This window comes from Streptomyces sp. CB01635 (assembly GCF_002803065.1).
Lineage (GTDB): Bacteria > Actinomycetota > Actinomycetes > Streptomycetales > Streptomycetaceae > Streptomyces.
This window is the reverse complement of sequence record NZ_NNBL01000001.1, coordinates 215,402-228,407: the sequence shown is the minus strand read 5'-3', so window position 1 is coordinate 228,407 and position 13,006 is coordinate 215,402. Positions and strand designations below refer to the sequence as shown.

Here is a 13,006-nt window from a genome sequence, read left to right as displayed (position 1 = left end):
CCGTCACGTTATCGCGGACCGTTGACTGTCGTCACCATCACGATACGCTCGTTCCGCGAGCCCACCGCTACCTGTTTGCGCGAGCCCACCATGACAAGGGGGCGCACGGCCATGACAGACGCTCCACCGCAGCACACATCGGCCCACGTCGACACCTTCGCGCGCGACCATCTCCCGCCGCGCGAGCTCTGGCCCGACCTCGTCTTCGACCTCCCCGAACTGCGCTATCCGCAGCGACTCAACTGCGGGGCCGAGCTGCTCGACCGCACCGTCGAGCGGTTCGGCGCGGAGCCTCCCGCGTTCCGCACCGGCGACGGGGAGGTGTGGACGTACGGGGAACTGCTCCGCCGCGTCGACCGGATCGCGCACGTGCTCAGCGGCGAGCTGGGCGTGCGGCCGGGGAACCGGGTACTCCTCCGCGGCCCCACCACTCCCTGGCTCGCGGCCTGTTGGCTGGCCGTGATGAAGGCGGGCGCGGTCGCCGTCACCGTCCTCGCGCAGGCGCGGTCGCAGGAACTGGCGACGATCTGCTCCATCGCGCGGGTCACGCACGCGCTGTGCGACGCCAGGACCATGGACGACCTGGTGAAGGCCGAGGTGCCCGGGCTGCGCGTCACACCGTTCGGCGGCGAGGGGCCCGACGACCTCCTGCGGCGCGGCTCCGGACAGCCCGAGACGTACGACGCCGTGGCGACCGCCGCCGACGATGTCGCCCTGATCGCGTTCACTTCGGGCACGACGGGGCGCCCCAAGGGCTGTATGCACTTCCACCGGGACGTCCTCGCCATCGCCGACACGTTCGCGCGCCATGTCCTGCGGCCGAGGCCGGACGACGTGTTCGCGGGGAGCCCGCCGCTCGGTTTCACGTTCGGGCTCGGCGGTCTCGTCGTCTTCCCGCTGCGGGCCGGCGCCTCGTCGCTGCTGCTGGAACAGGCCGGGCCGCGGCAGCTGCTGCCCGCCATCGCCGAGCACGGGGTGTCCGTCCTGTTCACCGCGCCGACCGCGTACCGCGCGCTGCTCGACGGGATCGACGGCACCGACGGGCACGCCCTCTCTTCGCTGCGGCGGTGCGTCTCGGCGGGCGAGAACCTGCCGGCCGCGACCTGGCGCGCCTGGCACGAGGCGACCGGGATCCGCATCATCAACGGCATCGGCGCCACGGAACTCCTGCACATCTTCATCTCCGCCGCCGACGACGCGATCCGCCCCGGCACGACGGGCGTGCCCGTGCCCGGCTGGCAGGCGCGCGTGATCGACGCCGCCGGGGCCGAGGTACCGGACGGAGAACCGGGGTTGCTCGCCGTGCGCGGCCCGGTCGGCTGCCGCTACCTCGCCGACGAGCGGCAGACGACGTACGTCCGCGGCGGCTGGAACGTCACCGGGGACACGTATGTCCGCGATCCCGACGGCTACTTCCGGTACGTCGCCCGCGCCGACGACATGATCATTTCTGCGGGGTACAACATCGCGGGTCCCGAGGTCGAGGACGCGCTGCTGCGGCACCCGGACGTCGCGGAGACCGCGGTGGTGGGCCGCCCCGACGACGAGCGCGGGCAGATCGCGGTCGCCTTCGTCGTGCTGCGCGAGGGCGCCCGCCGGGACCCGGACGCGCTGCGGGCGTTCGTGAAGGCCGAGCTGGTGCCGTACAAATGCCCGCGCGAGATCGTGTTCCTGGACGCCCTGCCGCGCACGGCGACCGGGAAGCTGCAGCGGTTCCGGCTGCGCTCCACCGGCGATCTAGAGTGACCACGTGTCCGACCTGCACACTCCCCGGTCCCTGATCGTCACCCTCTACGGCGCCTACGGGCGCGGCTTTCCCGGCGCCGTGCCGGTCGCCGAGCTGATCCGTCTCCTCGGCGCGGTCGGCGTCGACGCGCCCGCCGTGCGGTCCTGCGTGTCCCGCCTCAAGCGGCGCGGGCTGCTCCTGCCGGAGCGCACGGGGTCGGGCGCCGCCGGGTACGCGCTGTCGCCGGCCGCCCGGCAGCTCCTGGACGACGGCGACCGGCGCATCTACGGGGCGCCGGCCGGCGGGGCGGACGGCTGGGTGCTCGCGGTGTTCTCCGTGCCGGAGGCCGAGCGCGCCAAGCGGCACGTCCTGCGCTCACGCCTTGCCGGGCTCGGCTTCGGCTCGGCGGCGCCCGGCGTGTGGATCGCCCCGGCGGGCCTGCACGAGGAGACCCGGCACACCCTGGAGCGCCTCGGGCTCTCCGCGTACGTCGATCTGTTCCGCGGCGAGCACCTGGGGTTCGCGGCGACGGCGGACGCGGTCGCGCGCTGGTGGGACCTGGACCGTCTCGCCGCGCTGCACGAGGCGTTCCTGGACGAGCACGCGCCGGTGCTCGCCGCCTGGCAGGCCCGCTCCCCCGGCGACGCCGCTCCGGAGGAGGCGTACCGGGACTACCTCCTGGCCCTCGACTCCTGGCGCCATCTGCCGTACGCCGACCCGGGGCTGCCCGCCGGGCTGCTGCCTGCGCGGTGGCCGGGGACCCGCTCGGCGAGCGTGTTCCGGGCGCTGCACGAGCGGCTGCGGAATGCGGGGGCGGCGTTCACCACCGTCAACCACCCAGCGTGAGCCGGGGCTTGGGCGCGTCCAGGCGTCCGGTCTGCGGTGGCCTGCTGCCCGCCTCGTACGGCTTCGGCCAGGCGACACCGGGACCCGCGTAGCCCTGTTCGGCCGCCGCGTGCAGGGTCCAGTGCGGGTCGTAGAGGTGGGGGCGGGCCAGCGCGCACAGGTCGGTGCGCCCGGCCAGGATCAGCGAGTTGACGTCGTCCCACGAGGAGATCGCGCCGACCGAGATCACCGGGATGCCGGTCTCGTTGCGGATCCGGTCCGCGAACGGCACTTGGTAGGAGCGTCCGTAGGCGGGCTTCTCGTCGGCGACGACCTGGCCGGTCGAGACGTCGATCGCGTCTGCGCCGTGCGCGGCGAAGGCGCGGGCGATCTCTACGGCGTCGGCCGCGTCCGTGCCGCCCTCCGCCCAGTCGGTGGCGGAGATCCGGACGGTCATGGGCCGGTCACCGGGCCACACTTCGCGTACGGCGTCGAAGACTTCGAGGGGGAAGCGCAGCCGGTTCGTGAGCGAGCCGCCGTACGCGTCGGTCCGGTGATTGCTCAGCGGCGACAGGAACCCGGACAGCAGATAGCCGTGGGCGCAGTGCAGTTCGAGGAGGTCGAAGCCGGCGTCGGCGGCGCGCACGGCGGCGGACGTGAACTGCTCCCGGACATCGCCGAGTTCGTCCTGCGTCAGCTCGTGCGGAATCTGGCTGCCCGGCTTGTACGGGAGCGGGGAGGCGGCGACCAGCGGCCAGTTCCCGTGGGGGAGCGGGTCGTCGATGCCTTCCCACATCAGTTTCGTGGAGCCCTTGCGGCCGGAGTGTCCGAGCTGGACGCCGATCGCCGTGCCGGGGGCCTGGGCGTGCGCGAACTCGGTGATCCGGCGCCAGGCCGCGGCCTGTTCCGGCGTGTAGAGACCGGCGCAGCCCGGGGTGATGCGGCCCTCGGGGCTGACGCACACCATCTCGGTCATGACGAGTCCGGCGCCGCCGAGGGCCCGCGCGCCGAGGTGGACGAGGTGGAAGTCGCCGGGGACGCCGTCCCGGGACGAGTACATGTCCATGGGCGAGACGACGACGCGGTTGCGCAGGGTCAGCTCGCGCAGGCGCAGCGGCGTGAACATGGGGGGCGTGCCGGGCGGGCAGCCGAAGTCGCGCTCGACGGCCTCGGTGAAGCCGGGGTCGCGCAGGCGCAGGTTGTCGTGCGTGACGCGGCGGCTGCGGGTGAGGAGGTTGAACGCGAACTGGCGTGAGGGCTGGTCGAGATAGAGGCCGAGGTTCTCGAACCACTCCAGGCTGGCGCGGGCCGCGCGCTGCGTGGAGGCGACGACGGGCCGCCGCTCCGCCTCGTACGCGGCGAGCGCCTCGGCCGTGGTGGGCTGCTCCTGGAGGCAGGCGGCGAGCGCGAGGGCGTCCTCGACGGCGAGCTTGGTGCCGGAGCCGATGGAGAAGTGCGCGGTGTGCGCGGCGTCGCCGACGAGGACGACGTTCCCGTGCGACCACGTCTCGTTCACGACCGTGCGGAAGGCGGTCCAGGCGGATTTGTTCGACCTCAGGCCACGGCCGCCGAGGGCCTCGGTGAAGATCTTGGCGCAGCGCTCGACGGACTCGCGCACGTCGAGCCCGTCGAAACCGGCCGCCCGCCAGACCTCCTCGCGCATCTCGACGATGACAGTGCTGTCGCTCGCCGAGAACGGGTATCCGTGCAGCTGCATGACGCCGTGCTCGGTCTCGGCGGTCTCGAAGCGGAACGCGTCGAAGGCGAAGTCGGCGGCGAGCCAGATGTAGCGGCAGCGGTGCTCCTCGATGTGCGGCCGGAATGCGTCGGCGTGGGCCTCGCGGGTCGCGCTGCGCACTCCGTCGGCGGCGACGACGAGGTCGTGGTCGCGGGCGAGGTCGGCCGCCGACGGGGCTTCCGAGCGGAAACGGAGGTTCACACCGAGCTGCCGGCAGCGCTCGTGGAGGATTTCGAGGAGCCTGCGGCGGCCGAGCGCGGCGAAGCCGTGGCCGCCCGAGGTGCGGCGGGTGCCGCGGTGCACGACGTCGATGTCGTCCCAGCGCACGAACTCGGCCTGGAGCGCGGCGTGGACGACGGGGTCGGCGTGCTCGATGCCGCCGAGCGTCTCGTCGGAGAGGACGACGCCGAAGCCGAAGGTGTCGTCGGGGGCGTTGCGCTCCCAGACCGTGATGTCGCGGCGCGGGTCGAGCCGCTTGAGGAGGACGGCGGCGTACAGGCCGCCGGGTCCGCCGCCGATGACGGCCACGCGCAGGGGTCCCATGGTCACCGCCCCCGCCACTTGGGGGCACGCTTCTCCGTGAAGGCCGCGTGGAACTCGGCGTAGTCCTCGCCGTTCATGAGGAGGGCCTGGGTCGCGGCGTCCATTTCGACGGCGGCGGCCAGCGGCATGTCGAGTTCGGCGGTGAGCAGCGCCTTGGTCTGGGCGTACGCGAGGGCCGGGCCCTCGGCGAGGCGGCGGGCCAGGGCCTGCGCGGCCTCGTCGACCTGGCCCTCGTCGGTCAGCTCGCTGATCAGGCCGATGCGCTCGGCCTCCGGGGCGCGCACCGGCTCGCCCAGCATGAGCAGCCGCGTCGCGTGGCCGAGGCCGACGACGCGGGGCAGCAGATACGCGGCGCCCATGTCGCCGCCGGACAGGCCGACGCGGGTGAAGAGGAACGCGAAGCGGGCGCTCGGGTCCGCGACGCGGAAGTCGGCAGCGAGGGCGAGGACGGCGCCGGCGCCCGCCGCGACGCCGTGCACGGCGGCGATCACGGGGAAGGGGCACTCGCGCACGGCCCGTACGACCTGGCCGGTCATCCGGTTGAAGTCGAGGAGCTGGGCGGTGTCCATGGCGAGGGTGGCGCCGATGATCTCGTCCACGTCACCGCCGGAGCAGAAGCCGCGCCCCTCTCCGGCCAGGACGAGGGCGCGTACGGAGCGCTCGCGGGACAGCTCGGCGAGCAGGTCGCGCAGGTCGGCGTAGGCGCCGAAGGTGAGCGCGTTGAGCTTGTCGGGGCGGGCCAGGGTGACGGTGGCGACCCCGTCGTCGACGGCGTACCTCAGGTGCCGCCAGTCGTCGGTGCGGGGCGCGGAGCCGGTGAAGGGACTCATGGCGGTGCGGCCTCCTCGGGCGAGGGCGGCGGACGGGACGGCGCGCCTGCCTCGGGCACGTCGCTCCACGAAGTTATCACCGCTTCGTGACTTCCGTCACGAGTACGCGATACGCGATCCTGGCAGTGCGCCGACAGCCCAGGTAGGGCAGGCGTGGGGAGGCCAGTGCCGGACGTCCCGAAGAAGGGCGTCGGGCGGCTCTGTCCACCGACGCCTTACCATTCGTATGGTTGAAAGCAGGACAGCTCCCCCGCTGTCAGCCCCTGTCACCCCCTGTCAGGACACCTGCACCCTGAACGGACCCGCCGTGCCCACACCGCCTGCCCCCACCTCCTGGCGCATCGCACTGCCGCACAGCGCGGCCGCGGTGCCGGTCGCGCGCGCTCTGGTGCGCACGGCCCTGACGGAGATCGAGTCGCCCGCCGCCGACAGCGACACGGCGGAGCTGCTCACGGCCGAGCTGGTGGCGAACGCCGTCGAGCACACGGCGGGGTCGGGCCCCATCGAGCTGGTGGTGGAGCTGCTGCCGTCGGGCTGTCAGGTCGAGGTGCACGACGGGGACCCGGCGCCGCCCGGCGATCTGACCCTGCCCGGCCCGGCCGAGGAGCCGGACCCGTGGCAGGAGCACGGGCGCGGCCTGCTGCTGATCCGCACCCTGAGCTCGTCCTGCGGACATCGCCCCACCGCGTCCGGCAAGGCGGTCTGGTTCACCCTTCCCGCGATACCGGCGCAGCGGACGAGCCCGGAGTAGTACGCCCCGCCCCTGCCCGCGCGGGCGTCAGGCCAGCGTGGCGACCATGATCGCCTTGATGGTGTGCAGCCGGTTCTCGGCCTCGTCGAAGACGACCGAGTGCGCCGACTCGAAGACCTCGTCCGTGACCTCCAGCGAGTCCAGGCCGTACGTCTCGTGGATCTCGCGCCCGACCTTGGTGCCCAGGTCGTGGAAGGCGGGCAGGCAGTGCAGGAACTTGACGTCCGCGTTGCCGGTGGCGCGCAGGACGTCCATCGTCACGGCGTACGGCTTGAGAGCGGTTATGCGCTCGGCCCACACCTCCTTGGGCTCGCCCATGGAGACCCAGACGTCGGTGGCGACGAAGTCGGCTCCCGCGACGCCCTCGGCGACGTCCTCGGTGAGCGTGACGCGCGAGCCGCTCGCCTCGGCGAGCTTGCGGGCCTCGGCGACGATCTCCTCGGCCGGCCAGTACTCGCGCGGCGCCACGATCCGGACGTCCATGCCGAGCAGCGCGCCGGTCACCAGGTACGAGTTGCCCATGTTGAAGCGGGCGTCGCCGAGGTAGGCGAAGGCGATCCGGTCGAGCGGCTTGCTGCAGTGCTCGACCATCGTGAGCACGTCGGCGAGCATCTGCGTGGGGTGCCAGTCGTCGGTCAGGCCGTTGTAGACCGGCACGCCCGCGTACGCGGCGAGTTCCTCGACGCCGGACTGACTGTCCCCGCGGTACTCGATGGCGTCGAACATCCGGCCGAGGACCCGGGCGGTGTCCCGCACGGACTCCTTGTGGCCGATCTGCGAGCCGGACGGGTCCAGGTAGGTCGTGAACGCGCCCTGGTCGGCCGCGGCGACCTCGAAGGCGCAGCGCGTACGCGTGGAGGTCTTCTCGAAGATCAGCGCGATGTTCCGGCCCGCGAGGTGCCGCGTCTCCGTCCCCGCCTTCTTGGCGGCCTTCAACTCGGCGGCGAGGTCGATCAGGCCGCGGAACTCCTCGGCGGTGAAGTCCACCTCCTTGAGGAAGTGGCGGCCGGTGAGGTCGGGACGGACTGTCGCCATGGGGCGCTCCTGGGGTACGCGTAAAAGGGCTAGGGCATCAGAGACACTGGAAGTCTATACGACGTTACACATTTCTATACAGGATTCCAGTGGCAGGCTTCCACACGGGCCCCTACACAGGGTCCCTCTCCACCGGGCAGCTCATGCAGCGCGGGCCGCCCCTGCCGCGCCCCAGCTCGCTGCCGAGGATCTCTATGACCTCGATGCCCTGCTTGCGCAGATAGGTGTTCGTCGTGGCGTTACGTTCGTAGGCGACGACGACGCCCGGCTCCACGGCCAGCACGTTGCACCCGTCGTCCCACTGCTCCCGCTCGGCCGCGTGCACGTCCTGCGTGGCGGTCAGGACCCGGATCTCGCTGAGGCCGAGCGCGGCCGCGATGGCCCGGTGCATGTGCTCCGGTGGATGGTCGGTGACCTTCAACTCCCGCTCGCCCACGCCCGGTTCGATGGTGTACGAGCGCAGCATGCCGAGCCCCGCGTACTGCGTGAACGTGTCGGCGTCGACCATCGTCATCACGGTGTCGAGGTGCATGAACGCCCGGCGCTTCGGCATGTCGAGCGCCACGATCGTCTGCGCGGAGCCCGCCGCGAACAGCTTGTGCGCCAGCATCTCGACGGCCTGCGGGGTGGTGCGCTCACTCATCCCGATGAGGACGGCGCCCTGCCCGATCACCAGGACGTCGCCGCCCTCGATCGTGGACGGGTAGTCGGCCTGCCCCTGCGACCACAGGTGGAAGCCCGCGTCGCGGAACAGCGGATGGTGCCGGTAGATCGCCTCGAAGTGGACGGTCTCGCGCTGCCGGGCGGGCCACCGCATCGCGTTGATGGAGACGCCGTCGTAGATCCAGGCCGAGGTGTCGCGGGTGAAGAGGTGGTTGGGCAGCGGGCCGAGCAGGAAGTCGTCGAGGTCCATCGCGTGGAAGCGGACCGACGTCGGCTCGGGGTGCCGGTCGAGGAACTCCCGCTTGGTCATGCCACCGACCAGCGCCTCGGCCAGGTCCGTGGCCGGCATCGTCTCGAAGGCGGCCCTGAGGTGGTCGGTGGCGAGCGGCCCGTACTCCTTCTCGTCGAAGACCCGGTCGAGGACGAGGGATCTGGCGTCCCCGATGGCGAGCGTCTCGGTGAGCAGGTCGCCGAAGAGGTGCACGGTCACACCGCGGTCGCGCAGCACGTCGGCGAACCCGTCGTGCTCCTGCCGCGCGCGGCGCACCCACAGCACGTCGTCGAAGAGCAACGCGTCCTTGTTGCTCGGGGTGAGCCGCTTGAGCTCCAGATCGGGGCGGTGCAGGATGACGCGGCGCAGCCGCCCGGCCTCGGAGTCGACGTGGAATCCCATGGAATCCATCTTTCCCCGGCCGGACGGCCCGTGCCCGTGCAATCAAGGAGCTGGGTGGCGGGTCACATCGGCGCGCTCACAGCCTCGGGTCGACCGGCTCCGACTCGAGCGCGAGGACCGCGAACACCGCTTCGTGGACGCGCCACAGCGGCTCCCCGTCCGCGAGCCGGTCGAGCGCCTCGAGACCGAGCGCGTACTCGCGGACGGCGAGCGAGCGCTTGTGCCCGAGGAAGCGCCCGCGCAGGCGTTCCAGGTGGTCGGGGCGCGTGTACTCGGGACCGTAGATGATCCGCAGGTACTCGCGGCCCCGGCACTTGATGCCCGGCTGTACGAGACGGCCCTTGCCGTCGCGCGTGAGCGCCTCGACCGGCTTGACGACCATGCCCTCGCCGCCTCGGCCCGTCATCTCCAGCCACCAGTCGACACCGGCGCTCACCGACGCCTCGTCCCCGGTGTCCACGAAGAGCCGCCGGGTGGTCTGCAGGAGCCCGGACCCGTCGTGCTCGACCATGCGGTCGATGAGCGCGAGCTGCTCGTCGTGCGGCAGCGCGGCCAGCGACCGGCCCTGCACGGCCAGGATCTGGAACGGCGCGAGCCGCACCCCGTCGAGCCCGTCCGTCGTCCAGCAGTAGCGCCGGTAGGCGTCCGTGAACGCGGCCGCGTCTTCGGCCCGTTCACGCTGCCTGCCGAGCAGTTCACCCACGTCGACGCCGCGCGCCGCCGCCGCTTCCAGGCCGGCGATGGCACCCGGGAACACGGCACCGGACGCGGCGCCCACGGCGGCGTACTGCGAGCGCAGCAGCCCCGACGCCTTGAGCGACCAGGGCATCAGCTCCGTGTCGAGCAGCAGCCAGTCCGTGTCGAGTTCGTCCCACAGGCCGGCGTCCGTGACGGCGGCGCGCACCCGGCCGAGGATCTCCTCGGTGACCTGCTCGTCGGCGAAGAAGGACCGTCCGGTACGGGTGTAGAGCGCGCCGGTGGGCCCCTCCGGGACGCCGAAGCGCTCGCGCGCCACCTCCGCGTCCCGGCACACCAGGGCCACGGCCCGCGAGCCCATGTGCTTCTCCTCGCACACGACGCGCCCTACTCCGTCGGCGGCGTACTGGGCGAAGGCCTCGGCGGGGTGCTCCAGGAAGTGCTCGTCAGCGGCTCCGCCGCGGGCCTCTTCCCGTGACGTCGCCGTCGGCGCCATCGTCGGCGGCAGGTACGGGACCAGGCGCGGGTCGACGGCGAAGCGGCTCATGACCTCCAGGGCCGCCGCCGCGTTCTCCTCGCGCACGGCTACGCGTCCGGCGTGCCGGGTCTCGACGGCCCGCCGTCCGTGCACGTCGGCGAGGTCGAGCGGCCGCCCGTCCTGCCCGCCGGGCGCCTCGGTCCGCAGCGGCCGCGACGGCTCGTACCAGACCTTCTGTGCGGGTACGTCGACCAGTTCGCGCTCCGGCCAGCGCAGCGCGGTCAGCTTGCCGCCGAACACGGCGCCGGTGTCGAGGCAGATGGTGTTGTTGAGCCAGGTGGCCTGCGGGACCGGTGTGTGGCCGTAGACGACGGCCGCGCTGCCCCGGTAGTCCTCCGCCCACGGGTAGCGCACCGGCAGGCCGAACTCGTCGGTCTCGCCGGTCGTGTCCCCGTACAGCGCGTGCGAGCGCACCCGCCCGGACGTGCGGCCGTGGTACTTCTCGGGCAGGCCCGCGTGGCACACCACGAGCTTGCCCCCGTCGAGGACGTAGTGGCTGACGAGGCCGTCGACGAACTCCGCGACCTCCTGCGTGAACTCCTCGCTCTCGCCCGCGAACTGCTCGACGGTCTCGGCGAGGCCGTGCGTGTGCTGGACCTTTCTGCCCTTGAGGTACCGGCCGAACTTGTTCTCGTGGTTCCCGGGCACACACAGCGCGTGGCCCGACTTGACCATCGACATGACGCGGCGCAGGACGCCCGGGGAGTCGGGCCCCCGGTCGACGAGGTCGCCGACGAACACCGCCGTACGGCCTTCGGGGTGCACACCGTCCGCGTAACCGAGCCTGGTGAGCAGCATCTCCAGTTCAAAGGCGCAGCCGTGGATGTCGCCGATGATGTCGAAGGGGCCCGTGAGGTGCGTGAGGTCGTTGTAGCGCTTCTCGCGTACGACCTCGGCGCTGTCGGCCTCCTCGACGCCGCGCAGGATGTGCACCTTGCGGAAGCCCTCGCGCTCCAAGTGGCGCAGGGAACGCCGCAGTTCACGGGTGTGCCGGGAGATGACGCGGCGGTGCATGCCGGCGCGGTCGGCGCGCTCCGCGTTGCGCGCGGCGCAGACCTCCTCGGGGATGTCGAGGACGATGGCGATGGGCAGCACGTCGTACTGCCGCGCCAGGTCGACGAGCTGCTTGCGGCTCTCCTGCTGGACGTTGGTCGCGTCGACGACGGTGAGCCGCCCGGCCGCGAGGCGCTTGCCCGCGATGTAGTGGAGCACGTCGAAGGCGTCGCGGCTGGCGCTCTGGTCGTTCTCGTCGTCGGCGACGAGCCCCCGGCAGAAGTCGCTGGAGATGATCTCGGTGGGCTTGAAGTGCCGCCGCGCGAACGTCGACTTGCCGGACCCCGAGGCGCCGATGAGGACCACGAGGGACAGGTCGGTGACGGGGAGCGTACGAGCGTGGGAACCGGGTGTGGTGGTCATGCGGCCTTCGCCTCCTTCGGACTCGGGTCGGTCGGGGTCCGGTCGGTCGGGGTCTGATCGGTCAGGGTGAAGGCGGCCATCTGCGTGGGCGGGCCGACCTCCGGGTCGTCGGGTCCTACGGGCTCGAACTCCACGTCGTAGCCGTGCCGTTCGGCCACCGCGCGCGCCCAGGTGCGGAACTCCTCGCGGGTCCACTCGAAGCGGTGGTCGCCGTGCCGGACGTGCCCGGCGGGCAGGGTCTCCCAGCGGACGTTGTACTCGACGTTCGGTGTCGTCACGAGGACGGTCCTCGGCCGCGCGGAGCCGAACACCGCGTACTCCAGTGCGGGCAGCCGCGGCAGGTCGAGGTGCTCGATGACCTCGCTGAGGACCGCCGCGTCGTACCCCTTGAGCCGCTTGTCGGTGTACGCGAGCGAGCCCTGGAGCAGCGTGACGCGGGCGGCCCGGCGCTCGCCCATCCGGTCGATCTTGAGGCGCCGGGCGGCGATCGTCAGGGCCCGGATCGACACATCGACACCGACGATCTCGGTGAACCGGGTGTCCTTGAGCAGCTCGTGCACCAACTGGCCCTGCCCGCAGCCCAGGTCGAGCACGCGCCCGGCCCCCGCCGCCCTGAGCGCGGCGGTGATGGCGTCGCGCCGCTGGACAGCCAGCGGTACGGGCTGCTCCTCGGTGTCCGTCGCCTCGTCGACCGCGTTGTCGATGGCCTCGACGTCGGTGTCGTCCGCATTGGCGAGCCGTACCAGTTCCAGGCGCTCCATGGCGCTGCGGGTGAGTGCCCAGCGTCGCGAGAGGTAGCGGCTGGTGATCAGCTTCTGCTCGGGGTGCGTGGGCAGCCAGCCCTCACCCGCCCGAAGCAGCTTGTCCACCTCGTCGGCCGAGACCCAGTAGTGCTTGGCGTCGTCGAGCACGGGCAGCAGCACATACAGGTGCCGCAGCGCCTCGGCGAGCCGCAGCTCGCCCTCCAGGACGAGACGCACGTAGCGCGAGTCGCCCCACTCGGGGAACTGCTCGTCGAGCGCCACCGGGTCGGCCGTCACCGTGGTCCAGCCGAGCGGCTCGAAGAGTCGGCGCACCAGTGCGGCCCCGCCGCGCGCGGGCACCGCGGGCACCTCGATGCGCAGCGGCATCGGCTGCTCGGCCCGCTCGGGCATGGCCTTGCACTGTCCGCGCAGGGCGCTGGAGAACACACTGCCGATCGCCACGGCTAGCAGGGACGACGCGGCGTACGGCCGGTCGTTCACATACTGCGCGAGCGCCGCGTCGGGGGCGCCGCCACGGCCCTTGCCCTTGCCGCGGCGCACGAGCGCGACCGGATCCACCTCAAGGAGCAGCGCCGCGGTGCAGCGCTCCGGGGACGCCTCCGGGTAGAGGACGTGCGCGGTTCCGTGCGAGGTGGAGAACGCCTGCGCGTTGTCGGGATGCTTGTGCAGCAGAAACCCGAGGTCGGTCGCGGGGCGTTCAGCGGTGCCGGTCGTACTGATCGTCAGGAACACGCGTCCGAGTATGGTCCGCCAGTACCGCCTCCGACCACGCATTTCTCTCCGGGGACGCTGCGGTTCTAAAAGGTCA

9 protein-coding genes are annotated in these 13,006 nt (G+C 72.2%); 3 read left to right on the top strand and 6 right to left on the bottom strand.

Translation table 11 applies throughout. From position 1 onward, the window contains the following. Positions 1-111: 111 nt before the first annotated feature. Positions 112-1,746, top strand: a complete 1,635-nt coding sequence (locus CG723_RS00995) for an AMP-binding protein (protein WP_100591227.1) — start codon at positions 112-114, stop codon at positions 1,744-1,746. Positions 1,747-1,750: 4 nt separating this feature from the next. Beyond that, positions 1,751-2,572, top strand: a complete 822-nt coding sequence (locus CG723_RS00990; RefSeq protein WP_100591226.1) for a PaaX family transcriptional regulator — start codon at positions 1,751-1,753, stop codon at positions 2,570-2,572. On the opposite strand, the gene CG723_RS00985 is transcribed toward CG723_RS00990, so the two are convergent. Together CG723_RS00985 and CG723_RS00980 are read right to left on the bottom strand one after the other, a co-directional pair. Continuing rightward, positions 2,556-4,832, bottom strand: a complete 2,277-nt coding sequence (locus CG723_RS00985; RefSeq protein ID WP_100591761.1) for a bifunctional salicylyl-CoA 5-hydroxylase/oxidoreductase — start codon at positions 4,830-4,832, stop codon at positions 2,556-2,558. The genes CG723_RS00990 and CG723_RS00985 overlap by 17 nt on opposite strands. A gap of 2 nt (positions 4,833-4,834) precedes the next feature. Then, a complete protein-coding gene (locus CG723_RS00980) occupies positions 4,835-5,662 on the bottom strand; it encodes an enoyl-CoA hydratase family protein (RefSeq protein ID WP_100591225.1) in 828 nt (275 codons plus the stop codon). A gap of 226 nt (positions 5,663-5,888) precedes the next feature. On the opposite strand from CG723_RS00980, the gene CG723_RS00975 reads away from it, so the two are divergent. Further along, a complete protein-coding gene (locus CG723_RS00975) occupies positions 5,889-6,413 on the top strand; it encodes an ATP-binding protein (protein WP_100591224.1) in 525 nt (174 codons plus the stop codon). Between the two features lie 27 nt (positions 6,414-6,440). Here CG723_RS00975 and argF read toward each other — a convergent pair whose 3' ends face one another. The 4 genes from argF to CG723_RS00955 form a co-directional block, all read right to left on the bottom strand. Further along, positions 6,441-7,448 (bottom strand): ornithine carbamoyltransferase, encoded by a 1,008-nt coding sequence (gene argF / locus CG723_RS00970; protein ID WP_100591223.1) that lies wholly within the window; start codon positions 7,446-7,448, stop codon positions 6,441-6,443. A 112-nt stretch (positions 7,449-7,560) separates the two neighbouring features. Further along, entirely contained in the window at positions 7,561-8,784 is a 1,224-nt protein-coding gene (locus CG723_RS00965) for an arginine deiminase (RefSeq protein WP_100591222.1), read from the bottom strand. A gap of 76 nt (positions 8,785-8,860) precedes the next feature. Then, positions 8,861-11,434: a polynucleotide kinase-phosphatase gene (locus CG723_RS00960; protein WP_100591221.1), complete on the bottom strand. Its 2,574-nt coding sequence runs from the start codon at positions 11,432-11,434 to the stop codon at positions 8,861-8,863. Next, positions 11,431-12,930 (bottom strand): 3' terminal RNA ribose 2'-O-methyltransferase Hen1, encoded by a 1,500-nt coding sequence (locus CG723_RS00955; RefSeq protein ID WP_100591220.1) that lies wholly within the window; start codon positions 12,928-12,930, stop codon positions 11,431-11,433. Before CG723_RS00955 ends, CG723_RS00960 begins: the two co-directional genes overlap by 4 nt. Positions 12,931-13,006 lie beyond the last annotated feature (76 nt).